20 protein-coding genes and 1 riboswitch are annotated in these 22,811 nt (G+C 72.0%); of the genes, 11 read left to right on the forward strand and 9 right to left on the reverse strand.

All coding sequences use genetic code 11. From position 1 onward, the window contains the following. Positions 1–30 precede the first annotated feature (30 nt). The gene (gene cobS / locus F6X38_RS12505; RefSeq protein ID WP_150970161.1) at positions 31–810 is read left to right on the forward strand and encodes an adenosylcobinamide-GDP ribazoletransferase; all 780 of its coding nucleotides are present in this window, start codon (positions 31–33) and stop codon (positions 808–810) included. Here the strand turns inward: cobS and cbiB are convergent. After that, positions 797–1,768 (reverse strand): adenosylcobinamide-phosphate synthase CbiB, encoded by a 972-nt coding sequence (gene cbiB, locus F6X38_RS12510; RefSeq protein WP_150970162.1) that lies wholly within the window; start codon positions 1,766–1,768, stop codon positions 797–799. The two genes, cobS and cbiB, sit on opposite strands and share 14 nt — an antisense overlap. Continuing rightward, positions 1,765–3,054 (reverse strand): cobyrinic acid a,c-diamide synthase CobB, encoded by a 1,290-nt coding sequence (locus F6X38_RS12515; RefSeq protein WP_150970163.1) that lies wholly within the window; start codon positions 3,052–3,054, stop codon positions 1,765–1,767. Before F6X38_RS12515 ends, cbiB begins: the two co-directional genes overlap by 4 nt. 58 nt (positions 3,055–3,112) lie before the next feature. On the opposite strand from F6X38_RS12515, the gene F6X38_RS12520 reads away from it, so the two are divergent. Further along, a complete protein-coding gene (locus tag F6X38_RS12520) occupies positions 3,113–4,228 on the forward strand; it encodes a cobalt-precorrin-5B (C(1))-methyltransferase (protein WP_150970164.1) in 1,116 nt (371 codons plus the stop codon). Then, entirely contained in the window at positions 4,218–4,961 is a 744-nt protein-coding gene (locus F6X38_RS12525; RefSeq protein ID WP_246191320.1) for a cobalt-precorrin-6A reductase, read from the forward strand. Before F6X38_RS12520 ends, F6X38_RS12525 begins: the two co-directional genes overlap by 11 nt. Here F6X38_RS12525 and cobM read toward each other — a convergent pair. From cobM to F6X38_RS12555, 6 genes are read right to left on the reverse strand one after another with little or no spacing between them, the layout of a single operon-like run. Next, the gene (cobM, locus tag F6X38_RS12530) at positions 4,933–5,709 is read right to left on the reverse strand and encodes a precorrin-4 C(11)-methyltransferase (RefSeq protein ID WP_150970165.1); all 777 of its coding nucleotides are present in this window, start codon (positions 5,707–5,709) and stop codon (positions 4,933–4,935) included. The genes F6X38_RS12525 and cobM overlap by 29 nt on opposite strands. Beyond that, positions 5,706–7,520, reverse strand: a complete 1,815-nt coding sequence (gene cobJ, locus F6X38_RS12535) for a precorrin-3B C(17)-methyltransferase (RefSeq protein WP_150970166.1) — start codon at positions 7,518–7,520, stop codon at positions 5,706–5,708. Before cobJ ends, cobM begins: the two co-directional genes overlap by 4 nt. Beyond that, positions 7,517–8,248, reverse strand: coding sequence for a precorrin-2 C(20)-methyltransferase (gene cobI / locus F6X38_RS23905; RefSeq protein ID WP_150970167.1), 732 nt, complete (start codon positions 8,246–8,248; stop codon positions 7,517–7,519). Before cobI ends, cobJ begins: the two co-directional genes overlap by 4 nt. Positions 8,249–8,250: 2 nt before the next feature. Further along, positions 8,251–9,468: a precorrin-6y C5,15-methyltransferase (decarboxylating) subunit CbiE gene (cbiE, locus tag F6X38_RS23910; protein ID WP_150970168.1), complete on the reverse strand. Its 1,218-nt coding sequence runs from the start codon at positions 9,466–9,468 to the stop codon at positions 8,251–8,253. Beyond that, entirely contained in the window at positions 9,468–10,109 is a 642-nt protein-coding gene (locus tag F6X38_RS12550) for a precorrin-8X methylmutase (protein ID WP_150970169.1), read from the reverse strand. Before F6X38_RS12550 ends, cbiE begins: the two co-directional genes overlap by 1 nt. Beyond that, positions 10,106–11,191 (reverse strand): sirohydrochlorin chelatase, encoded by a 1,086-nt coding sequence (locus F6X38_RS12555; protein ID WP_150970170.1) that lies wholly within the window; start codon positions 11,189–11,191, stop codon positions 10,106–10,108. The genes F6X38_RS12550 and F6X38_RS12555 overlap by 4 nt, the downstream gene beginning before the upstream one ends. Before the next feature lie 260 nt (positions 11,192–11,451). Between F6X38_RS12555 and F6X38_RS12560 the strand changes: the two genes are divergently transcribed. The 3 genes from F6X38_RS12560 to F6X38_RS12570 all read left to right on the forward strand — a co-directional run bounded on the left by F6X38_RS12560 (position 11,452) and on the right by F6X38_RS12570 (position 14,385). Next, positions 11,452–12,195: a TSUP family transporter gene (locus F6X38_RS12560; protein ID WP_150970171.1), complete on the forward strand. Its 744-nt coding sequence runs from the start codon at positions 11,452–11,454 to the stop codon at positions 12,193–12,195. Beyond that, positions 12,192–13,694: a cobyric acid synthase gene (locus F6X38_RS12565; RefSeq protein WP_150970172.1), complete on the forward strand. Its 1,503-nt coding sequence runs from the start codon at positions 12,192–12,194 to the stop codon at positions 13,692–13,694. The genes F6X38_RS12560 and F6X38_RS12565 overlap by 4 nt, the downstream gene beginning before the upstream one ends. Before the next feature lie 79 nt (positions 13,695–13,773). Then, positions 13,774–14,385, forward strand: coding sequence for a cytochrome b (locus F6X38_RS12570; protein ID WP_150970173.1), 612 nt, complete (start codon positions 13,774–13,776; stop codon positions 14,383–14,385). Here F6X38_RS12570 and F6X38_RS12575 read toward each other — a convergent pair. Beyond that, a complete protein-coding gene (locus tag F6X38_RS12575; RefSeq protein WP_150970174.1) occupies positions 14,357–15,196 on the reverse strand; it encodes an SDR family NAD(P)-dependent oxidoreductase in 840 nt (279 codons plus the stop codon). The genes F6X38_RS12570 and F6X38_RS12575 overlap by 29 nt on opposite strands. 90 nt (positions 15,197–15,286) lie before the next feature. Beyond that, positions 15,287–15,526: riboswitch (cobalamin riboswitch) on the forward strand. A 115-nt stretch (positions 15,527–15,641) separates the two neighbouring features. Here F6X38_RS12575 and cobU point away from each other — a divergent pair. The 5 genes from cobU to F6X38_RS12600 are packed head-to-tail and all read left to right on the forward strand — an operon-like array spanning position 15,642 to position 22,732. Next, positions 15,642–16,172: a bifunctional adenosylcobinamide kinase/adenosylcobinamide-phosphate guanylyltransferase gene (gene cobU, locus F6X38_RS12580; RefSeq protein WP_150970175.1), complete on the forward strand. Its 531-nt coding sequence runs from the start codon at positions 15,642–15,644 to the stop codon at positions 16,170–16,172. 6 nt (positions 16,173–16,178) lie between these two features. Further along, positions 16,179–17,267 (forward strand): cobalamin biosynthesis protein CobW, encoded by a 1,089-nt coding sequence (gene cobW, locus F6X38_RS12585; RefSeq protein WP_150970176.1) that lies wholly within the window; start codon positions 16,179–16,181, stop codon positions 17,265–17,267. Continuing rightward, positions 17,267–20,947 carry a cobaltochelatase subunit CobN gene (cobN, locus tag F6X38_RS12590; RefSeq protein WP_150970177.1) on the forward strand — a complete coding sequence of 1,227 codons (3,681 nt, stop codon included), beginning with the start codon at positions 17,267–17,269 and terminating at the stop codon, positions 20,945–20,947. The genes cobW and cobN overlap by 1 nt, the downstream gene beginning before the upstream one ends. Beyond that, positions 20,947–21,585 carry a cob(I)yrinic acid a,c-diamide adenosyltransferase gene (gene cobO / locus F6X38_RS12595; RefSeq protein WP_150970178.1) on the forward strand — a complete coding sequence of 213 codons (639 nt, stop codon included), beginning with the start codon at positions 20,947–20,949 and terminating at the stop codon, positions 21,583–21,585. Before cobN ends, cobO begins: the two co-directional genes overlap by 1 nt. A gap of 49 nt (positions 21,586–21,634) precedes the next feature. Further along, complete coding sequence (locus tag F6X38_RS12600) at positions 21,635–22,732, forward strand: acyltransferase family protein (protein ID WP_161992740.1); 1,098 nt, start codon at positions 21,635–21,637, stop codon at positions 22,730–22,732. Positions 22,733–22,811: the final 79 nt, after the last annotated feature.

Consider the following 22,811-nt stretch of genomic DNA (forward strand, 5'->3'; position numbering starts at 1 on the left):
GAGCCGCCCGAGGCCAAGGCGGTCCCCTCCATGCGCGAAGCCTTCCACGCCGTTTTGCGCGTGATCTCCTTCCTGACGCGAATTCCGGTGCCGTCGACGGCTTTCGCCGGCGAGCGCCTGCTTGGGCGCGACGCCTGGGCCTTTCCGGTCGCTGGGCTCGCCGCCGCGTTGCCGGCGGCCGGTGCTCTCCTGCTCGGCAATCTTCTCGACCTGTCTGTGCCGACGAGCGCCATCGGCGCGACGGTCGTGCTCGTCCTCGTCACCGGCGCGCTGCACGAGGATGGGCTCGCCGACGTGGCGGACGGGCTCGGCGGCCACCACGGACGCGAACGCGCGCTGGAGATCATGAAGGACAGCCGCATCGGCGCTTACGGCGCGCTGGCCCTAATCCTGTCGCTGTTCCTGCGCATCTCGCTGCTCGCCGATCTGGCGGCGGGTGTCGACCGGCTGGCGGCGCTGCTCCTCGTCCTCGCGGCGGCGGCGAGCCGGGGCGCGATGGCGTGGCTCTGGTCGAGCCTGCCGTTGGCGAAGGCGAGCGGCATCGCGGCCGCGGCGGGCGCGCCCTCGGGGCGGATGGGCCTTGCCGCGGCGGCGCTCGGAGCGGCGATCCTCGCCCTGCCGATGATCGCGCTCGGCAACGTCGCGGCGGCGTTCCTGCCGCTCGCCTTCGCGGGCTTCGCGACCTTGCTGTTCCGCCGCTTCCTGCGGCGGCGGCTCGGCGGCGTCACCGGCGACTGCCTCGGCGCGGCGCAGCAGCTCGCCGAGATCGCGATCCTCCTTGGCTTCGCGCTGGCGTTCAAAGGAAGCTGAGGACGAGCAGGAGGAGCAGGATCGCAACGAGAAGGTCCGAAAGTCGGCGCAGCAGCCGGACCGAGTCGGTGACGTCGTCGACGGTCGCCTCCCGCCGGCCGTCGGCGTTGAGCGCAGGCGCGTCGACTTCCAGCTCGCCGTAGCGGCGCGGGCCGCCGAGCGACAGGCCGAGCGCGCCGGCCACCGCGCTTTCCGGCCAACCGGCGTTCGGCGAGCGGTGCAGCCGTGCGTCGCGCCAGGCGACGGCGAGCGCGGCCCCGGCGCTGCCGTCCACCAGCGGCGCGACGGCGGCGAACATCAGCGCCGTCAGCCGGGCGGGAATGAAGTTTGCGACGTCGTCGAGCCGCGCCGCCGCCCAGCCGAAGGCGCGGTGGCGTTCCGTCAGGTGGCCGATCATCGAATCGGCGGTGTTGAGCAGCTTGTAGGCGAGAAGGCCGGGCAGGCCGAAGACGAGGTAGAACAGCCACGGCGCGACGACGCCGTCGGAGGCGTTCTCGGCAAGGCTCTCGATCGCCGCGCGGCAGATGGCAGGCTCGTCGAGCTGGTCCGGGTCGCGCCCGACGATGCGGGCGACCGCGCGCCGTCCCCCCTCCACCCCGTCCCCGGCCAGCGCCCGCGCCACGGCGCGCACATGGTCGGCGAGGCTCTTCTGCGCGAGGAGGATCGCGACGAGCACGGCTTCCACCGCGACACCGAGCGGGCCGACCAGCAGAAGCAGGAGGTGCAGGTCGTAGCCGACGAGCACCGCGACCGCGAGAAGACCGAGGATCGCCAGCGTGCCGCGGAAGCGCCGCGTCGCGGCGGACTGGCGGTGGTCGTTCCACTTGCGGTCGGCCCAGTCGATCGCGCGGCCGAGCAGCGCCACCGGATGCGGCACGCGCCGCCACAGCCAGTCCGGGTCGCCGACGAGCCGGTCGAGAAGCGTCGCGACGAGCAGCGTGAACAGGTGGACGATCATGCGAGCCGGTCGATCACATGCGCGAAGGAACCGCAAACGCGGCCGCGCCTGAGGCCGACCGAGCCGAGGTCGGTGCCGAGCGCGTCGCTCGCCGCGAAGAGGCGGTCGGCGGAACCTTCGTGGAGGATCGTCGCGTAGTGGAATTCGTGCGCCGTCAGGGCCGTCGCCCATGGCGCGCCGACGAGGGGCACGAGGCGGCGGTAGCCGAGATGGCGCTTCCGCTGCCGGAAGCTGGTGGCGAGCGGCAGCAAGCCGAGCATGGCGTGGGTTTCACCGGCGGCATCCTCCAGCCCTTCCCCCAGCACCATGTAGCCGCCGCACTCGCCGTAGATCGCGGCGCCTCGTGCCGATAGGTCGAGCATGCCGGCCTTGAAGCGGGCGGCGGCGGCGAGCGGTCCGGCATGGAGTTCGGGATAGCCGCCGGGCAGGAACACCGCGTCGGCCTCCGGATCGGGAGCCTCGTCGGCGAGCGGCGAGAAGAAGGCGAGCGCCGCGCCGGCCGCGCGCCAGCCTTCCAACATGTGCGGATAGGCGAAGGCGAAGGCGGCGTCGCGCGCCACCGCGATGCGGTTGCCCAATGGTTCGAGCCGGGGCGCGGTGACGGCCGGGAACGTCGCGCTCGCCAGCCCGGCGAAGGCGTCGAGGTCGGTGCCCGCCTCGATCCAGTCGGCGGCGCGCTCGATGAGGCCTTCGAGGTCGGGATGCTCGCCGGCCTGGACGAGGCCGAGATGGCGCGACGAGAGGGCAAGGTCGGGCCGCGCCGGCAGCGCGCCGAGGACGGGGATGTCGAGGGAAAGGAGCGCATCGCGCAGAAGCGCCTCGTGGCGCGGCGAACCGACGCGGTTGAGGACAAGGCCGGCGAGCGCGAGCCCCAGCCGATGGTCGCGGAAGCCGCGGACGAGCGCCGCGACCGAATGCGACTGCCGCGCGCAGTCAACGACGAGCACGATGCGAAGCTCAAGCAGTTCGGCGAGGTCGGCGGCGGAGCCAGTGCCGTCCGCCGCGCCGTCGAAGAGGCCCATCATGCCTTCCACGACGAGGAGCTGGGCGTCTCGGACGGCATCGGCGGCCAACGCCCGGAGGAGGTCCGGCCGCATCGCCCAAGGGTCGAGGTTGCGGCATTCGCGGCCGCCGGCGGCATGGTGGTAGGCCGGGTCGATGTAATCGGGGCCGGCCTTCGCCGATGCGACCCGATGACCCGCGCGGCGGAGCGCCCGAAGGAGGCCGAGCGTCACCGTGGTCTTGCCGGCGCCGGACTGCGGCGCGGCGATCAGGAGGCCGGGCATGACGGGATCGAATGCAAGCGCTTGAATTCCTTTCCAAGCGAATGCCTATAGGCGGCACATGCAATTCGATCCAGCCGACGGACCGCCGAAGGATGGCCGGCCGCTGAAGCGCGGCTGGACCACCGGCGCCTGCGCCACCGCCGCCGCAAAGGCCGCGCTGACCGCGCTGCTGACGGGCGAATTCCCGGACCCGGTCGAGATCCGCCTGCCGAAGGGCGAGACGCCGGCCTTTCCGCTGGCGCGGCAGCGGCTGAGCGGCGGCGAAGCGACGGCGGCGATCATCAAGGATGCCGGCGACGATCCGGACGTGACGCATCTCGCCGAAGTCGCCGCGACGGTGCGCCTCCTGCCGCCGGGGTCGGGCGTCGTGTTCCGCGCTGGCGAGGGCGTCGGCACGGTGACGCTGCCGGGCCTGCCGATCCCGCCGGGCGAGCCCGCGATCAACCCGGTGCCGCGCCGGATGATGGGCGCGGTCGCGGCGGAGGTCTGCGGGCGTCACGGCCGGGCGGCGGATGTCGAGATCACGGTCGGCGTCGCCAACGGCGCGGACCTCGCGCGCCACACCTGGAACGGCCGGCTCGGCATCGTCGGCGGCCTGTCGATCCTCGGCACGACGGGGATCGTCCACCCGTTCTCCTGCTCGGCCTGGATCCATTCGATCCATCGCGGCGTCGACGTCGCGCGCGCCGCCGGCCTCCATCACGTCGTCGGCTCGACCGGGTCCAGCAGCGAGGATGCGGCGCGCCGGCTCTATCCGGCTTTGGGCGAGGTCGCCTTCCTCGACATGGGCGATTTCGCCGGCGGTTTGCTGAAATACCTCCGCGTTCACCCCATCCCGCGGCTCACCATCGCCGGCGGCTTTGCCAAGCTGGCGAAGCTCGGGGCAGGGTCGATGGACCTCCATTCCGGCCGGAGCCAGGTCGACTTCGCGTTCCTTCACGGGCTAGCCCGGCGGATCGACCCGGCCGCCGCGCGGCGGCTGGAGCCGGCGATCCGAGAGGCCGTCACGGCGAAGGCGGTGCTGGACATGGCGAAGGCGGAAGGGCTCGACCTCGGGGCTGCGGTGGCGGCGGCGGCGCTGGATACGGTGCGCGAGGTGCTGCGCGGCGCGCCCGTCGCGGCCGAGGTGATCGCGGTGGACCGGACCGGCGCGGTGATCGGCCGTGCCGGCTGAGACCGTCCTGATCCTCGGCGGCACGGCGGAGGCGAACGCGCTGGCGAAGCGGCTCGCCGACGAGCGGCCGGCGACGCGGACGATCCTGTCGCTGGCGGGGCGAACGAAGGACCCGGTCTTGGCCGCGGCGGAAACGCGGATCGGCGGTTTCGGCGGCGTGGCGGGTCTCGCCGCCTTCATGGCATCCGAAGGCGTGACGCGGCTCGTCGACGCGACGCATCCGTTCGCCGTCGGCATCTCGCGCGGCGCGACAGCGGCGGCACGGCTCGCCGGAACCCCGAGGCTCGCGCTCGTGCGGCCGGCCTGGGAACCGATGCCGAGCGATCGCTGGATCGACGCGGATTGCCTGCGCGGCGCAGCAAGCGCTTTGCCGGCAAAGTGCCGCGCCTTCCTCGCGCTCGGCCGCCAACATCTGGCACCGTTCGCCCGGCGGCTGGACGTCCGTTTCGCGGTGCGGATGGTCGACCCGCCGGCCGATCCCCTACCCTTTCCTGCCGAACTCGTCTTCGGGCTCCCCTCCGCCGACTGGCGCGAGGAGGCGGCGCTGTTCGAGCGGCTCGAGATCACGCATCTCGTGTCGCGGAACTCCGGCGGCGCGGCGTCCTACCCGAAGATCGAGGCGGCGCGGCGGCTCGGGTTCCCCGTCGTGATGATCCGGCGGATGGCGGCGCCGGAACTGCCGACCGCCGCGACGGTCGAGGAGGTCATGGCGTGGCTTTCCGCTTCGGCCTGAGAACGTGGACGTGTGCTGCGTCGTAGAGTTTCGAATCGATGAAGTCCGTGGCCGTGAGCGCCCGGCCGACGAGGATCAAGGCGGTGCGGGTGAGCTTGGCGTCCCGCGCCTTGAGGTGGATGTCCGACAGCGTTCCGTGGATGAACAGCTCGTCCGGCCAGCCGACGCGGGAGGCGACGACGGCGGGACAGTCCGGCCCGTAGCCGGGAAGCGGCAGCAACTCGCGCTGGATATGCGGGATGTTGCGGACCGACAGGTGGATCGCCAGCGTCGCGCCGCTCTTGCCGAGCGTCGCCAGTTCCTCGCCCGCCGGCATGGCGGAACTCTGCATCGCGGTGCGGGTGAGGACGACGCTCTGGCAGACTTCCGGCACAGTGAGTTCGAGCTTCAGCGCCGCCGCCGCGGCCGCGAAGGCCGGCACGCCCGGCGTCACGTCGTAGGGGATGCCGAGCGCATCCAGCCGACGCATCTGCTCGGCCGTCGCGCCATAGATGGAAGGGTCGCCGGAATGGACGCGGGCGACGTCGAGCCCTGCCTTGTGGGCGGCCTCCATCTCGGCGACGATCTCGTCCAGCGTCATCGGCGCGGTGTCGAGGACGCGGGCGCCGGCCGGGGCGCTCGCGACGATCTCCGCCGGCACCAGCGAGCCGGCATAGAGGCAGACCGGGCAGCGCTCGATGAGCCGCAGGCCCCGGAGCGTGATGAGGTCCGGCGCGCCGGGCCCCGCCCCGATGAAATGCACGCTCACGCCGCGTCTCCGGTGATGGCGGTGCCGGGTTTCTCCGCATAGCCGCGCGGCGTGTAGGTCCAGGTGCGGCCGTCGCCGGTGCGGAAGCTCCGCGTCTGCGACGAGCCGACGAGCACCACGGTCAGCATGTCGACCTCGTCGACGTCAAGGGCTCCGAGGGCAACGGTGCGCACCCGCTCGCCAGCACGGCCGAGATTGGTGGCCAGAACGACGGGGGTATCCGCCGGCCGATACTTCAGGAACTCGTCCTTCGCGAAGGCGAGTTGCGTGCGGCGGCGCTGCGAGACCGGGTTGTAGAAGGCCACCGCGAAATCGCCCTCCGCCGCCGCTCGGACGCGCCGCTGGATCATGTCCCACGGCGTCAGGAGGTCGGACAGCGAGATGGTGCAGAAGTCGTGGCCGAGCGGCGCGCCGCTTCGCGCCGCCGCCGCCTGCAGCGCCGAGATGCCGGGCGCGACGGCAACCGCCACCCGCCGCGCGGCGTCTTCAAGGTTGCCGCGCTCCAACAGCTCGAAGACGAGGCTCGCCATCGCGTAGATGCCGGCGTCGCCCGAGCAGACGAGCGCCACCGTCCGCCCCTCGCCGGCCCGTTCCAGCGCGAAGCGGACGCGGTCCTCCTCGGCACCCAGCGGAAAGTCGTGCCGCGCCTTGTCCGAAGCGAGGTCCCCGAGCAGGTCGAGATAGAGCGAGTAGCCGACAAGGTCGGTGGCGGCTTCGACCATGCGGGAAGCTTCCGGCGAGCGCCACCCGGCATCGCCCGGCCCGATGCCGACGACGAACAGCGTGCCCCGCGCCCGGCCGAGCGACGCGGCATCGATCGGCCGGGAGGCCCTGCCGAGCGCGGCGGTGGTCCGGGCGCCTTTCCGTTTCGGGACGAGCAGCGCGCCTTCGGAACCGCTCGCGGCGAGCGCCGCGCCTTCGGCGACGCCGTGGCAGCCGGTCTCGCGGAACACGACATCGGATGGGTTCGCGAGGCGCGGGGTTTCCCGTTCGAGAGTGGCGGCGTCGAAGAAGCGGGCCGGAACGCCAAAGTGCGCCGCCACCGCCTGCACCGCCGGCTCGTCGGCCTTGAGATCCAGTGAGAACACGCCGGCGAGCGCCAGCGGCGAGACGCCGGCCTCGGCGAGCACCGCTTCGGCGAGCGCGACGGCTTCCTCCGGCGGCGCACCACGCTCCGCGCCGATGCCAAGGGCCAGGGTCACCGGACGGTAGAGGAGTTCGAGCGGCCCCGGCTCGCGCGCGTTTTCCGTGACGGAGAGCGTCACGCGTCCGTCGTCGCTGACGGGGATCGCGGCGGCTTCGAGCCAGGGCGCCTCGCCCTCGATCCAGGCATATTCGCCTGCGACGAGCTCTGCCATGACGGCCTTCGCGTCGCCCTCGTTCTCCAGCCGGTAGCCGGGCGGCGGCTCGTCCAGCGCGACGCCGAATCGCAGGTCGCCGGCCGTGGTGACGGCGGCGAACCCGGCCGTGACCGCAGCGACGCGGCGGGCGAGATCGTTCGCGCCATGATGGCCGCCGAGGAGCGGCACGGCGGCGGAACCGTCCTCAGCCACCGCGACCACCGGCGGCTCGGCGCGCTTGTCGGCGAGGAGCGGCGCGAGGATGCGGATCAGCGCGCCCGCCGCCATGAAGGCGACGACCGGCCGCCCCTGCGCGAACAGCGCCCGCAGATGCGTGGCCGCGCCGTCGAACGGCACGTCGGCAGCGGCGATGCGGGCGCGCGCGCCGTGCACGTCGCCGCCGATCCCGTCCGCGACGCGGCGGGCGAGCGGCAGGGCGGCCGGGGACAGGACGACGACGGCGGGTCTCATGCGAAAGCGGCCTTGCGCCGGGGCACCTGCATCGCCGGCTCCGCCCCGCGATAGCCGAGGATCATCGCGAAATAGGGCGCGTCGTTGCCGGTCTCGGCCAAGGGCAGAATGCGCTCCTCGGGCAGCGACGCGCGCTCGACATAGATGCAGGCGTCGATGAGCCGGAGTTCGGCGAGGAGCGCCTTCACGCGGGCGAAATGCCGGCCGAGCTTCATGATCGCGAAGCTCGTCGCCCCTTCGATCCGGGCCGCGATGGTTGCATCGGGCAGCGGCGCTGGGATCACCACGACCGTGTCGTTTCGCGCGGCGAGCGGCCGGCGGGCGGCGGCGGCTGTGGCGGCGAGCGAGGAGACGCCCGGCACGATCTCCACTGCGAAATCGGCGGCGAGACGCTCGAAAAGATACATGAACGAGCCGTAGAAGAACGGGTCGCCCTCGCAAAGCGCCGCGACGTCGCGCCCTGCGCCGAGATGCGCGGCGATCTCGAAAGCCGCGCGATCGTAGGCCGCCCGCGCCGGCTCGCGCGCATCCGCCATGCAGAGGCCGATCGCGATCTCGCTCTGCCCGCCCGGCAGATGCGGCGCGGCGATGGCGCGGGCGAAGCTCGGCGTCCCCTCCGCCAGCGGATAGGCGATCACCGGCGCTTGCCGAAGGATGCGCGCCGCCTTCAGCGTCACGAGTTCCGGGTCGCCGGGGCCGAGGCCGAGGCCGTAGAGCGTGCCCGACACGGTCAGCCCTCCGATGGCTTGGTCGCGGCCCAGTGCAGCACCGGCATCGACGGCTTCCAGCCGTGGAACGGGCCGACCGGCGCGGCGTGCTCGACATGGAGGCGGGTCAGCTCGCCGCCGAGTCGGGCGTAAGCGTCGAGCAGGATCGCCTCCGATTCCAGCGTCACCGCATGCGCCACCAGACGTCCGCCGGGCAGGAGCGCGGTCCAGCACGGGTCGAGCACGCCGTCCGACAGGCCACCGCCGACGAAGACGGCGTCGGGCCGAAGCAGGCCCGCCAGCGCGTCCGGCGCGCGGCCCTCGACGATCTCGATCGAGGCGGCAGCGCCGAGCGCGTCGGCGTTCTCCGCGATCATCCGCAGCCGGTCCTCGCGCGATTCGATCGCGATCGCGACGGTGTCCTTCGCGGCGCGAGCCCATTCCACCGCCACCGAGCCGCAGCCGGAACCGACGTCCCAGAGCAGCGCGCCCGGCATCGGCTGCAGCGCGGCGAGCGCCAGTGCGCGGCCGACGCGCTTCGTCAGCTTGCCGTCGTGGACGAAGGCGTCGTCCGGCAGGCCCGGAACGAAGGGGCGCGGGATCGCGCCGCGCCCGGCGACGCATTCCACCGCCACGGTGACGAGGTCGGCCGAGCGGTCGAGGTCGAAGCCGGAAGCGGTGGTTTCGATGACGCGCTCCTCCGCGCCGCCGAGATGTTCGAGGACGACGAGCCGGCTCGGGCCGTAGCCGCGCCCGGTCAGCCGCCGGGCGATCTCGCGGGGGGAATCGCCGTCGCGGGCGTAGACGAGGAGGCGCGCGCCGGGCACCAGCCTGAGGTCGATCCCCTCGATCGGCCGGCCGTGGACGGACAGCGTCTCGCAGGTTTCCAGCGGCCAGCCGAGCCGGGCGGCCGCGAGCGAGAAGCTGGATACGCCCGGCAGCACCCGCATCTCGGCCGGGTCGATGCTGCGGAACAAGGTGCCGGCGAGGCCGAACCAGGTCGGATCGCCGGAGGCGAGCGCCGCGACGCGCCGGCCGCGGCGGGCAGCGAGGTCGTTGATCGCTTCCGAGAACGGCGAGCGCCAGGGCACGAGCTCGCGCGCGCCGGCGTCCAGCATCGCGAGGTGGCGCGCGCCGCCGAACACGCATTCCGCCATGTCGAGCGCGCGGCGCTGCTCCGGGCTCAGCGTGCCGAGCCCGCCGTCGCCGATGCCGATCACAGTGAGCCAGGGCTGGGGCATCAGGTGCAACCGGCGCCAAGCGCGTTCACCGCCGCGGCCGCCATCGCCGAGCCGCCGCGCCGGCCGCGGAGTGCCGCGAAGGCGACGCCCCGGCTGTTTCGCGCGAGTTCCGCCTTCGATTCCGCCGCGCCGACGAAGCCGACCGGAAAGCCGAGGATCAGCGCCGGCTTCGGCCAGCCGGCGTCGAGCTTCTCGAGCAGCGCGAAGAGCGCCGTCGGCGCGTTGCCGATCGCGACCACCGCGCCGGCGAGGTCGCCCTGCCAGAGCTCCACCTGCGCGGCGGAGCGCGTGGTGCCGAGGTCCGCCGCCAGCGCCGGCACGGTGGGATCGTTCAGCCGGCAGACGACCGGGTTCCCGGCTGGCAGGAAGCGACGGATCAGCCCATGCGCCACCATCTCCGCGTCGCAGATGACCGGCGCGCCGGAGCGGAGTGCCCGGATGCCGGCGGTGACCGCATCGGCCGAGAGCACGAGATCGGCGGCCGCATCCGGCATGCCGCAGGCATGGACGACGCGGATCGCCAGCGGATGGGCGTCGGCGGGGAGGTGCGACAGGTCGGCCTCGGCCCGGATCGCGGCGAAGCTGGCGCGATAGATCGCGTTCGGGTCGCGCAGGTAGTCGAGCGCCGCCGCCGCCGTCATCGCCGGTTCGCGGCCTGCATCGAGCGCGGCCCCAGCGGATGATCGGCATGCGGATAGGGATGATGATGCCCGTGCGAATGGCCGTGTTCGTGGTCGTGGTGATCGTGGCCGTGATGGTGATGCGCGTCGCCGTCGCCGTGGTGGTGGTGGTGGTGGTGGTGATGGCCATGATCGTCATGGTCGTGGTGGTGATGATCGTGCGCCGCCGCCGCGCCGTTGATGCCTTCCACGTGGTGGTGGTGGCTTTCCTGCGGCAGGCCGACCTCCGCCTCGAAGCCGAGCACCTGCTCGCGGTACTTGCACATCGAGCAGTTCATCGAGTTGTCGCCGTCGAGGATGTCGTTCAGCCGGTCGACGAAGGTTTCCACCACGAGGTCGTGGCTGCCCAGATAGCCGGCCTTCAGGAAGCGGATCTCCGGATGGCGCGCGGCGACGAGGTCGGCGTGCTCGTAGATGCGCCGTACCAGGATGCCGGTGAACAGGAAGTAAGGGAACACCACGATCCGCCGGTAGCCGAGCCGGGACGCGTGCTCCAAGGCCGGCTCGACCAGCGGGAAGGTGACGCCCGAATAGGCCGTCTCGCCCCAACCGAAGCCGAGCCCTTCCCAGAGGAGCCGCATGACCTTGGCGACGTTGCCGTTCGCGTCGGGGTCGGAGGCGCCGCGCCCCACCACCATCAGCATGGAATCATGCAGCGATTCGCCGGGCCGCCAGCCGTCGGCGACGAGCGCCTCGCGGATGCGATCTCCCGCGGCGCGGATCATCTTCGGATCGATGCCGAGCTCGCGCCCGTAGGTGACGGCGAGGCCGTTCGCCGTCGCATAGGTGTTGAGCACCGATGGGATGTCGTTCTTGGCGTGGCCGGCGGCGAACAGCATGCCGGGCAGCGCCAGCACCTCGGTCGCGCCCTTCGCGCGCAGCTTGTCCAGCCCTTCGCGGATGATCGGCCGGGCGAATTCGAGGTAGCCGTATTCGAGCGGCCATTCCGGCAGGCGGCGTGCGAGCTTCTCGGCGAGGCCGGCGAACTCCACCATCGCGGCACCGTCGCGGCTGCCGTGGCCGCAGAGCATCAGGGCTCGCATGCATGTCCTCCGTTGTCGCATCGCCGGAGGAAGCGCCGGTTCTCGGGGAGCCGGGTCGCCGTTCCGACAGTCCGCGCGGCTCGCCCCCGGTTTGGGTCGGCGTCCTTCCGTGCGGTCGCATCCGGCCCGGACCGATCGCCGGGCACCGTCAGTGAAGCGCGACCTAAACAGGACTGCGCCGCCGGCGTCAAATCCCTCGCCGCATGGCTTCCGCCGGGCCGCCCGCACCGCTATGCCGTGCCGCATGCTCCGGTTCGACCATGCCGCCTGAAACCTTCCTCCTTCTCGTCGCGGCGGCGTTTCTCGCCGGTTTCGTCGACGCCATCGCCGGCGGCGGCGGGCTCGTCACGATCCCCGCCCTCCTCCTCGCCGGCATCGACCCCGTGTCCGCGCTCGGCACCAACAAGCTGCAGGGGCTGTTCGGCGCGGGCTCGGCCTCGCTCGCCTATGCCTCCAAGGGGCACGTGCAGATGGGCAAGCTGCTGCCGACCGCCGCCCTGTCCTTCGCGGGCTCCGCCGTCGGGGCGAGCGCCGCGCTGCTCCTGCCGACGGCGACGTTCGAACGGGCGCTGCCCTATCTCCTGATCGCGATCGCCCTCTATTTCGCGCTCCGGCCGGGCCTGTCGGACGCCGACGCCGAGCGGCGCGGCTCACGGAGGCTCTTCGCGCTTGGGATCGTGCCGGTGATCGGCGCCTATGACGGCCTGTTCGGCCCCGGCACCGGCTCGTTCTTCATGCTGGCCTTCGTGACGCTCGCGGGCTTCGGCATCCTGAAGGCGACGGCGCATACGAAGCTCCTGAACTTCGCTTCGAACCTCGGGGCCTTCACCGTCTTCGCCCTGTCCGGCTCGATCCTCTGGACGCTGGGGCTCTGCATGGGCGTCGCGCAGTTCGCGGGCGCCAAGCTCGGCGCGACCTTCGCCATGCGCTTCGGCGCGAAGCTGATCCGGCCGCTCCTCGTCTGCACGTGCCTGGCGCTGGCGGCGAAGCTGCTCCTCGGATGAGCCTTCCCGCCGTCCCAGCCGTGATGCTGCAGGGCACGGGATCGGACGTCGGCAAGACGGTGCTCGCGGCCGGCCTCTGCCGCCTCTTCGCGAACCGCGGCCTCCGCGTTCGGCCGTTCAAGCCGCAGAACATGTCGAACAACGCCGCCGTCGCGCGCATTCCCGGCACGGCCGAATGGGGCGAGATCGGACGCGGGCAATGGCTGCAGGCGCTCGCCTGCCGCGCGGAGCCGAGCGTCCACATGAACCCGGTGCTGCTGAAGCCGCAGTCGGAAACGGGCTCGCAAGTTCTGGTGCAGGGCCGCGTCGCGGGAACGGCACAGGGGCGCGACTACCAGCGGCTGAAGGCCTCGTTCCTGCAGCGCGTGCTCGAAAGCTTCGGCGAGGTTTCGCGCGATGCGGACCTCGTGATCGCGGAAGGGGCGGGTTCGCCGGCCGAGGTCAACCTCCGCGCCAACGACATCGCCAACATGGGCTTCGCCCGCGCGGCCGAGGTGCCGGCGATCCTCGTCGGCGACATCGACCGCGGCGGCGTCATCGCCTCGCTGGTCGGGACGCACGCCGTGCTGGACGAGGCCGACCGCGCGATGATCCGCGGCTTCCTCGTCAACAAGTTCCGCGGCGATCCGGCGCTGTTCGACGACGGACTCGCCACCGTCACGCGCTTCACCGGCTGGCCGTCGCTCGGCGTCGTCCCGCACCTTGCGGCAGCGAGCCGGCTGCCGGCGGAGGACTCCGTGGCGCTCGAGCGGCTGTCGCGCGGCCCCGCCGGCGGCCTCGTCGTCGCTGTGCCGGTGCTCGGGCGCATCGCGAACTTCGACGATCTCGACCCGCTCCGCGCCGAGCCGGGCGTTTCGGTGGTCTTCGTCCAGCCCGGGACACGCTTTCCCGCCGAGGCGCGGCTCGCGGTGATCCCGGGCTCGAAGGCGACCGTCGCCGACCTCGAAGCCTTTCGCCGGAACGGCTGGACCCAAGACCTCGCCGAGCACCTCGCACGCGGCGGCCACGTCGTCGGGCTGTGCGGCGGCTTCCAGATGCTGGGGCGGCGCGTCGCCGATCCGCAAGGGATCGAGGGGCCCCCGCGCGCCGTGGAAGGTCTCGGCCTCCTCGACGTCGAGACGGTGATGGAGCCGGAGAAGGTGGTGCGCGAAACCCGCGCGGTCTCGGCGGACGGCGGCGTGCCGCTCGCGGGCTACGAGATCCATCTCGGGCGCACCGAAGGGCCGGACCGACAACGTCCGGTGGCGCTGGTCGACGGGCGACCCGAGGGCGCGACGAGCGCCGATGGTCGCGTCTTCGGCACCTATCTCCACGGCATCTTCGCCAACGACGCGTGGCGGCGCGCGCTGCTCGTCCGCCTCGGCCTCGACAGCGTCGCGCGCGACCATCTAGCCGGCGTTGACGCGGCGCTGGACGAGATCGCCGCGGCGCTGGAACGCGCGCTCGATGTCGGCGCCATCCTGCGCATCGCCGAGAGCCGCCGCGTCAAGATGGCGTGAACGCCGGCGTGCGACCCCTGCCCTTTTGACCGCCCGAGTTTAGAACCGCTCGAAGGGAAGCAGAGGAACAGGCAGCCGCATGAGCGCGACCGCAGTCGACGGACGACAGATGTCGGACACCCACGAAGGCTTCGGCATCGTCAGCCGGACGTTCCACTGGGGCATGGCGCTGCTGTTCGTCTGGCAGTTCACCAGCGCGATTCTCCACGTCTTCGCGGAGGACACGCCGGTCGCGGCGTTCTTCTGGGGAACGCACTATTCGGTCGGCTTCACGCTGTTCGTGCTCGTGCTCCTGCGCGGGCTCTGGGGTCTCGCCAACGTCAACAACCGCCCGCCGCATGCCGGCGCGCGGTTCGAACGGCTGGCGGCGACCGCGGGCCAGGTCGTGCTCTACGCCCTGATGGTGGTGATCCCGGCGCTGATGATCTACCGCGCGGTCGCCTCCGGCCGGGGTTTTCGCGTCTACGGGCTGCAGCTCGTGCCCCCGAGCGAGACGCCGGCGCCGGGCTCGGAGTTCGCCGTCTACAGCAACGCCCACGTGCTCCTCGCCTGGACGTTCCTGGCCTTCATCGCGATCCACGCCGCGCTCGCGCTCTACCACGCCTTCGGGCGGCGCGACGCGACGCTGGACCGGATGACGAAGGGCTACAGCGAGCGGCCGCTCAACCCCGCGGACGCTCCCAGGTACTGAAGCGCTCGCCCCAGTCCTTGTGCCAGCGCGACAGCGGCGGCCGGTTCTCGGTGATGTCGCCGGCGGACCAGGCGATGCGCTTCTCGTCGAGCGCCCGCGGCACGTCGTTGTCGGGGCAGAGGATGTAGAAGTCGCCGCGCTCCAGACTGGTCAAGGCGAAGTCCGCCGTTTCCTCCGGCGTCCAGGCGGCCGCCGGCTTCTCGGTCCGCTCGCCCTTCGTCAGGCCGGTGAAGACGAAGCCGGGGATCAGGAGATGCGCGGTGATACGCGCGCCCTCGCCGCGATTGCGGAGGTCGTGCTCCAGCGCTTCGGTGAACACCTTCACCCCCGCTTTCGCGACGTTGTAGGCGGGGTCGCCCGGCGGCGTGGTGATGCCCTGCTTCGAGCCGGTGTTGACGACGACGCCCGCTTCGCCGCCCTCCAGCATGCGCGGCACGAAGACCTGCGCGCCGTTGACGACGCCGCCGAGGTTGACGGCGAGGATGCGGTCCCAGTTCGCCGCCTCCAGCACGGTCGAGCCCGGCCCGATGCCGGCATTGTTGACGAGGACGTGCACCGCCTCCCAGGCACCGAAGACGCGGTCCGCCGCGACTTCGAGTTCGCTCCGGTTCGAGACGTCGAGCGGGAACGCCTTCACCCGGTCGCCGGCGCCAAGCGCGTCCACCGCGGCGTCGAGCGCCCGCTCGTCGCGGTCGGCGATCGCGACGCGCATGCCGGCCTCGACGAAGCGCTTCGCCAGCGCGAGGCCGATGCCGGACGCGCCGCCCGTGACGAAGGCGACGTGGTCGGGCGAGACGAGCGGATGGGGCATGGCGGCGGCTTCCTTGCGGGGTCGGCCCGGGAAGATAGGCGCGAAGCCGGCGCGGCCAGCGCCGGGGCGTTGACGCGTCTTCCCGCGCGGCTATGCTTCGCGGCGGACGGTCTTCCGCATCCGGATTCGGATGCGGGGCCAAGAGGGAATGCGAAGGGCCGATCCAAACCGGAGGCCTCCGATCGCAGCCGACCCCGCGACTGTAGAGCGGCGAGGCTCCTTCCGCCGGCGGTTCTCCGCCGGAACGGCCACTGGGGCGCGAGCCCCGGGAAGGCCGGAAGGCGCCAACGACCCGCGAGCCAGGAGACCTGCCGTCCCTTGAGCCCCGCGCGAATTCCCGCTCGGGCGTCACGGAGGTTGAGCCCTTGACCGATTCTTTCCGAGCGCCGCCCGGCGCGGTCGGCCCCGACGCCATATCCATGCTCCGGAGCCCGCGGGCGCGGCCTTGACGCTCGCCCCCGGCCTGACGCTCGTCCTCGGCGGGGCGCGCTCAGGGAAAAGCCGGTATGCGGAAGGCCTCGTCGAAGCGGCGAAGCTCGCCGGCGTCTATGTCGCGACGGCGCGGGATTTCGGTGGCGACACCGAGATGGCGGAGCGCATCCGGCACCACCGCGAGCGGCGCGGCGCGAGCTGGCGCACCGTCGAGGCACCGCTGGAGCTCGGCGAGGCGATCCGCGCCGAGGCCGCGCCCGGCCGCGCGGTGCTGGTCGACTGCCTGACGCTCTGGCTGACCAACCTGATGCTGGAGAGCCATGACGTGGAGGCGGAATCCGCAAGCTTCGCCGCGCTCTTCTCCGAACCGCCCGCCGGGCCGGTGATCCTCGTCTCGAACGAGGTCGGCCTCGGCATCGTGCCGGACAACCGCATGGCCCGCGACTTCCGCGACCATGCGGGCCGGCTCCATCAAACCCTCGCGGCGAAAGCCGAGCGCGTCGTCTTCGTCGCCGCCGGCCTGCCGCTCGTTCTCAAAGGCTAGAGACCCATGCAAAAGATTCCCGCCACCGTCGTCACCGGCTTTCTCGGCGCCGGCAAGACGACGCTGATCCGCAACCTCCTGCAGAACGCCGGCGGGCGGCGCATCGCGCTGATCGTCAACGAGTTCGGCGACCTCGGCTTCGACGGCGACCTTCTGAAAGGCTGCGGGGCGGAGACCTGCCGCGAGGAAGACGTGGTGGAGCTGACCAACGGCTGCATCTGCTGCACGGTGGCGGACGACTTCATCCCCACCATGGAAAAGCTGATCGAACGCGCCGACCAGCTCGACCACATCGTGATCGAGACGAGCGGGCTCGCGCTGCCGCAGCCGCTCGTCGCGGCCTTCAACTGGCCGGAGGTGAAGGCGCGCGTCACGGTCGACGGCGTCGTGACGGTGATCGACGCCGCCGCCGTCGCGGCCGGTCGCTTCGCCGACGACGAGGACAGGCTCGCCGCGGCGCGGGAAGCGGATGCCAGCCTCGATCACGACAACCCGCTGGAGGAACTGTTCGAGGACCAGATCCGCGCTGCCGACCTCGTCGTCCTCAACAAGGCCGACCTCGTCGGCACCGACGGCATGGCCGCCGCCCGGGAAGCGGTGGAGGCGGCCGCCGGCGGCCGGGCGCTGAAGGTGGTGCCGAGCTCGGGCGGACGGCTCGCCGCGGAGGTGCTGCTCGGCATCGGCGCCGGCACGGAAGACCTCATCGCGAGCCGCCGCTCGCACCACGAGATCGAGCACGAAGGCGGCGTGGCGCACGACCACGACGACTTCGACAGCTTCATCGCCGAAGCTGGCCCGGTCGCCGACGTCGCGGCGTTCACCGCGGGCCTGCGCGACCTGATCGCCCGCGAGGACGTGCTGCGCGTCAAGGGATTCGCCGCCGTGGCGGACAAGCCGATGCGGCTCGTGGTGCAGGCGGTCGGCGCGCGGATCGAGACCTATTTCGACCGGGCGTGGAAACCCGGCGAGGCCCGGGAAACGCGCCTCGTGGTGATCGGCCTGCACGACCGGCTGGACGGGGCGGCGGAGGCTCGCATCGCCGCCTGGATCGCCGCGCTCGCCGCCGGCGAGCGGCCGGCCAGCGCCGCCGCCTGATGCATCTTCTCGCCGCCCAGGCCGGCACGATCGCCGACGGGTCGGAGGCGATCGACCTCCGGCAGTCGCCGGCGGACGTCGTCGTCCTGTCGGCGGCGGACACCGAGATCGCCTGCCTTGCCGCGGCGGCCGGCCGGCTCGGGAGCGCCGCGCCTTCGCTGCGGCTAGCGAACCTCCTCCGCCTCGCGCACCCGATGTCGGTCGACCTCTACGCCGAGCGGACGGCGCGGCATGCGAAGCTGATCGTCGTCCGGCTGCTCGGAGGGGCGAGCTACTGGCGGCACGGCGTCGAGCGGCTGGCGGCCCTCGCACGGGAGCACGGCATCCCGTTAGCGGCCCTGCCCGGCGACGACCGGCCGGACGCCGAGCTCGACACGCTGTCGACGCTAGAGCCAGCCGAGCGGCACCGGCTCTGGCGGTATCTGGTCGAGGGCGGCGCGGAGAACGCGGCGAACTTCCTGCTGGCCTGCCAGGCGATCCTCGCCGGGAGCGCGATGCCGCCGGAAGCGCGACCGATCCTGAAGGCCGGGATGCTCGACAGGCGGGTCACGACGAAGGCGGACGCGCCCGTCGCCGCGGTCGTCTTCTATCGCGCGCTCGTGCAGAGCGGGCAGACGGGCGCGGTCGAGGCGCTGTGCGACGCGCTGGCGGCGCGCGGCCTCTCGCCCCTCCCCGTCTACGTGACGAGCCTCAAGGATGAGGTTTCCGTCGCGACGCTGCGGGCGCTGTTCGCCGGGCATCCGCCGGAAGTGGTGGTGAACCTCACCGGCTTCGCGGTCGGGGCAGCAGGCGGCACGGTGCTGGACGAAGGCGGCGCGCCGGTGCTGCAGGCGGTGCTGGGATCGATGTCCGAGGCCGAATGGCGCGCTTCGCCGCGGGGACTCGGCGCCCGCGACCTCGCGATGGGCGTCGCGCTGCCGGAGATCGACGGGCGCGTCTTCGCCGGTGCGGTCGCGTTCAAATCGGCTGCGCGGTGGGACGCGACCTGCGAGACCGACATCGTGCGGCACGAACCGGTGGCGAGCAGGGTGGCGCACGTCGCCGATCTCGCGGCGAACTGGGTACGGCTGCGGCGGACGCCGACTTCGGAACGGCGCATCGCGATGGTGCTCGCGAACTATCCGAACCGGGACGGCCGGATCGCCAACGGCGTCGGTCTCGACACCCCGGCCGGCGCGGCGGAGGCGTTGCGGGCGATGAGGGTCGCCGGCTACGACCTCGGCGACAGGCCGCCGGCGGACGGCGCCGCTCTCGTGCGGCATCTCCTCGAAGGCCCGACCAATGCCGGCCATCATGGCCGCGCGGTGCGCGAATGGCTGACGCCGGACAGCTACCGCCGCTTCTTCGATGCGCTGCCGGAAACGGTGCGCGGCGCGGTGACGGAGCGTTGGGGCTCGCCCGAGCGCGATCCGATGTTCGTCGAGGGACGCGGCTTCGCGCTGCCGCTCGCGCGGTTCGGCAATGTCGCGGTCGGGGTGCAGCCGGCGCGCGGCTACAACATCGACCCGAAGGCGACCTACCACTCGCCGGACCTCGTGCCCCCGCACAACTACCTCGCCTTCCATGCCTGGATCCGGGGAGGGTTCGGCGCGCATGCGGTGGTCCACATGGGCAAGCACGGCAACCTCGAATGGCTGCCCGGCAAGGCGCTGGCGCTGTCAGAGGAATGCTTTCCGGAAGCCGTGCTCGGACCCCTGCCGAACGTCTATCCGTTCATCGTCAACGATCCTGGCGAGGGCACGCAGGCGAAACGTCGCAACGCGGCGGTGATCGTAGACCACCTGACGCCGCCGCTGACGCGCGCTGAGAGCTACGGCCCCTCGCGCGAGCTGGAAGCGCTGGTCGACGAATACTACGAGGCGGCGCAGGGCGATCCGCGCCGCGAGAAGCTGCTCAAGAAGCGTATCCTCGACCTCGTCGCCGATATCGGGTTGGATCGCGACGCCGGCCTGGTCGAGGCGGACGACGAAGGCGAGCGGCTCGAGAAGCTCGACAGCTATCTCTGCGAGCTGAAGGAGATGCAGATCCGCGACGGCCTCCACGTCTTCGGCTGCGCGCCGGAAGGGCGGCTGCTGACGGACCTCGTCGTGGCGCTGGCGCGGGTGCCGCGCGGCTTCGCGCCCGGCGACGCCTCGCTGCAGCGGGCCATCGCGGCCGACCTCGCGCTCGGCCTCGACCCGCTCGACTGCCGGATGGGCGAGCCTTGGGCGGGACCGCGGCCGGATGCGCTGCGGGCTCTCTCCGGCGAGCCATGGCGCACGGCCGGCGACACGGTGGAGCGGATCGAACTGCTGGCGGCCGGGCTGGTGGCCGGAGCAACGCAGGCCGACGCGGCATGGACCGCCACCCGCGCCGTCGTCGCCGAGATCGAGACGCGGCTGAGGCCCTCTGTCGAACGCTCCGGTCCGGCGGAGATCGCCGGGCTCCTTCGCGCCCTCGACGGGCGCTTCCTGGCGCCCGGTCCGTCCGGCGCGCCGACGCGCGGGCGGCCGGACGTCCTGCCGACCGGGCGCAACTTCTTTTCCGTCGATACGAGGTCGGTGCCCACCGAGACCGCCTGGGCGCTCGGCCGCAAGTCGGCGGAACTCCTGTGCCTGCGCCACGCGCAGGACCATGGCGAACCGCTCCGCACCGTCGGCCTCACCGCCTGGGGCACGGCGAACATGCGGACCGGCGGCGACGACATCGCCCAGGCCCTCGCGCTGATCGGCGCGAAGCCGGTCTGGGAAGCGGCGAGCCGGCGCGTGAGCGGCTTCGAGGTGATTCCGCCGGCCAGCCTCGGGCGGCCGCGCGTCGACGTGACGCTTCGCGTGTCCGGCTTCTTCCGCGACGCCTTTCCCGAGCAGATCGCGCTGTTCGACCGGGCGGTCCGCGCGGTCGGGGCGCTCGACGAGGACGTGGGGGACAATCCGATCGCGGGCCGGATGCGAGAGGAGGCCGCCGCGCTCGTCGCAGCGGGCTTCAGCGGGCGGGAAGCCGCGCGCCGCGCGGGATTCCGCGTCTTCGGCTCGAAACCCGGCTCCTACGGCGCCGGCCTGCAGGCGCTGATCGACGAGCGCGGCTGGGAGACGAAAGCCGATCTGGCGGAGGCCTATCTCGTCTGGGGCTCCTACGCCTACGGCGCGGGACAGGAGGGCGAGGCCGACCGCGCCGGCTTCGAGCGCCGGCTTTCGCTGGTCGAGGCGGTAGTCCAGAACCAGGACAACCGCGAGCACGACCTCCTCGACTCGGACGACTACTACCAGTTCGAGGGCGGCATGACGGCGGCGGCGGAAAGCCTCGCGGCTCGCCGGCCGGCCATCTACCACAACGACCATTCGCGCCCTGAACGCCCTGTCGTGCGGGCGCTGGAGGAGGAGATCGGCCGGGTGGTGCGCGCCCGGGCCGCGAACCCGAAATGGATCGCCGGCGTCATGCGGCACGGCTACAAGGGCGCTTTCGAGATGGCCGCGACCGTCGACTATCTCTTCGCCTTCGCCGCGACGACGGGCGCGGTGTTGGACCACCACTGGGAAGCGGTGTACCGCGCCTATCTTCTGGACGAGGAGGTCGCGGCCTTCGTCGCCGCGAACAATCCCGCCGCGCTCGCCGAGATGCGGGAGCGTTTCCGCGAGGCGGTGGAACGGGGGCTCTGGCGCCCGCGCGCGAATTCTCTCGCTCTGTCGCTGGAGGAAGCCTGATGGCCGAGAAGTCTCCCGTCGTCGCCGCGATGAGCGAGGCGGAGCTCGACGCCCGCCACGCCGAGAAGATGCGGAAGAAGAAGGCCGCGCGCGACAAGATCCTCGCGACGAAGACTGTGGAGAAGGGTCTCGTCATCGTCCACACCGGCAAGGGCAAGGGCAAGTCCACCGCCGCCTTCGGCCTCGTCTTCCGGGCGCTCGGCAACGGCATGCGCGTCGGCATCGTCCAATTCGTCAAGGGCCGGTGGGAGACCGGCGAGCGGGCGGCGCTGGAGCGGTTCCCCGACGCGGTGACGATCACTGCGATGGGCGACGGCTTCACCTGGGAGACACAGGACCGCCAGCGCGACATCGAGGCGGCCCGCGCCGCCTGGGAGCGGGCGAAGGCGCTGATCATGGACGACAGGCACGACCTCGTGCTCCTCGACGAGTTGAACATCGTGCTCCGCTACGACTACCTGCCGATGGCGGAGGTGCTGGAGGCGCTGCGCGCCAAGCCGCCGATGAAGCACGTCGTCGTCACTGGCCGGAACGCCAAGGAGGAACTGATCGATCTCGCCGACCTCGTCACCGAGATGGAAGCGGTGAAGCACCCCTTCCGCTCCGGCGTGAAAGCCCAGAAGGGCATCGAATTCTGACCGCCGGCGGCAGGCGGAGGGCGGGAAGCCAAGGATGGCGAGGGAGGAGTTGCGAGCACTGACCGGCATCCGCGGCATCGCCGCGGTGGCCGTCGTCCTCTACCATGTCGGCGAAGCCGTCGAGCAGCGGTTCGGCATCCCGGCGCCCGCGCCGTTCCGGCACGGCTACATCGCCGTCGACCTGTTCTTCGTGCTGAGCGGCTTCATCATCGCCTACAACTACATGAACCTGTTCTCGGGCGGGTTCGACCTGCGCAGCTATGCCACCTTCATCGGCAAGCGCGTCGCGCGCCTCTACCCGCTCTACCTCGTCCTGACCCTCGTCTACTTCGTCAAGAACGCGATCCGGGGCCCCGGCGCGGCAGGATCGGCGGCCTCGGCGGGCGACTGGGCGGCGAACCTCACCATGACGCATTCCTGGGGCTTCGACGCGCCGCGCTTTCTCGGGGTGTCCTGGTCGATCAGCACGGAGTTCCTGGTCTACTTCCTGTTCCCGGCGATGGCGCTGGCGCTGGCGCGGAGCCGACTCGCGGCTCCCCTTCTCGCCGTCCTGGCGGTGGCCTCCATCGCGATGGTTGCCCTGTCCGGCGCCGGGATCAACGGGCCGCTCGACGTGGTGCGGGAGGGCTCGCCGCTGCCGGCCGTCCGCTGTTTCGGCGGTTTCGTCCTCGGTGTCCTCGCGCATCGCTTCCGCCCGAAACGGGCCGGGCGGGCGGCCCTGCGCGCCGACATCGCCCTGTTCGTCGCCGGAATAACTGCCATCGTCCTCGTCGAAGAAGGGCTCGACGCGGCCGCCGTCTGTCTCTTTCCGCTCGTCGTCGCGCTTCTCGCCGACGGCGGCCGCCTCGGCGACACGCTGTTTGCCGGCCGGCCGGTCCATCGGCTCGGCGAATGGTCTTACGCCGTCTATCTCGCGCATTTCCTCTGCATCAATCCGGCGCTCGGCCTCGCCGGCCGCATCGCCGGGAGCAGGGCGAACGTCCTGGAAGTGAGCGCGATTGTCCTGACCCTCGTCCCGGTGGTCGCGCTTTCGGCCCTCCTCCACCGCCGCATCGAGGTGCCGGGCCGCCGACTGTTCCTGTTGGTGCTACCGCCGATGCCGACGGCACGCCATCCATCGCCGACCGCTGGAGCGGGAGAGAGCTAATCCGGTCGCGGCTACAGGTCGGCCGTTCAACCATCCCACCCCTCCCGCGTTCGTAGTCTGGAACGATTACAAACCGCCA

Origin of the sequence: Plantimonas leprariae (genome assembly GCF_008802405.1) — a bacterium.
Classification (GTDB): Bacteria; Pseudomonadota; Alphaproteobacteria; order Rhizobiales; family Rhizobiaceae; genus Plantimonas; species Plantimonas leprariae.

Excerpts from the sequence above, each read along its gene's own strand:
- cobW (WP_150970176.1), top strand. The coding sequence starts at position 16,179 with ATGCAAAAGATTCCCGCCACCGTCGTCACCGGCTTTCTCGGCGCCGGC.
- F6X38_RS12575 (WP_150970174.1), bottom strand. The coding sequence starts at position 15,196 with ATGCCCCATCCGCTCGTCTCGCCCGACCACGTCGCCTTCGTCACGGGC.
- F6X38_RS12565 (WP_150970172.1), top strand. The coding sequence starts at position 12,192 with ATGAGCCTTCCCGCCGTCCCAGCCGTGATGCTGCAGGGCACGGGATCG.
- cobS (WP_150970161.1), top strand. The coding sequence starts at position 31 with ATGCGCGAAGCCTTCCACGCCGTTTTGCGCGTGATCTCCTTCCTGACG.
- F6X38_RS12550 (WP_150970169.1), bottom strand. The coding sequence starts at position 10,109 with ATGACGGCGGCGGCGGCGCTCGACTACCTGCGCGACCCGAACGCGATC.
- F6X38_RS12520 (WP_150970164.1), top strand. The coding sequence starts at position 3,113 with ATGCAATTCGATCCAGCCGACGGACCGCCGAAGGATGGCCGGCCGCTG.
- F6X38_RS12515 (WP_150970163.1), bottom strand. The coding sequence starts at position 3,054 with ATGCCCGGCCTCCTGATCGCCGCGCCGCAGTCCGGCGCCGGCAAGACC.
- F6X38_RS12570 (WP_150970173.1), top strand. The coding sequence starts at position 13,774 with ATGAGCGCGACCGCAGTCGACGGACGACAGATGTCGGACACCCACGAA.
- cbiE (WP_150970168.1), bottom strand. The coding sequence starts at position 9,468 with ATGCCCCAGCCCTGGCTCACTGTGATCGGCATCGGCGACGGCGGGCTC.
- cobJ (WP_150970166.1), bottom strand. The coding sequence starts at position 7,520 with ATGAGACCCGCCGTCGTCGTCCTGTCCCCGGCCGCCCTGCCGCTCGCC.
- cobN (WP_150970177.1), top strand. The coding sequence starts at position 17,267 with ATGCATCTTCTCGCCGCCCAGGCCGGCACGATCGCCGACGGGTCGGAG.
- F6X38_RS12560 (WP_150970171.1), top strand. The coding sequence starts at position 11,452 with ATGCCGCCTGAAACCTTCCTCCTTCTCGTCGCGGCGGCGTTTCTCGCC.
- cbiB (WP_150970162.1), bottom strand. The coding sequence starts at position 1,768 with ATGATCGTCCACCTGTTCACGCTGCTCGTCGCGACGCTTCTCGACCGG.
- F6X38_RS12555 (WP_150970170.1), bottom strand. The coding sequence starts at position 11,191 with ATGCGAGCCCTGATGCTCTGCGGCCACGGCAGCCGCGACGGTGCCGCG.
- cobO (WP_150970178.1), top strand. The coding sequence starts at position 20,947 with ATGGCCGAGAAGTCTCCCGTCGTCGCCGCGATGAGCGAGGCGGAGCTC.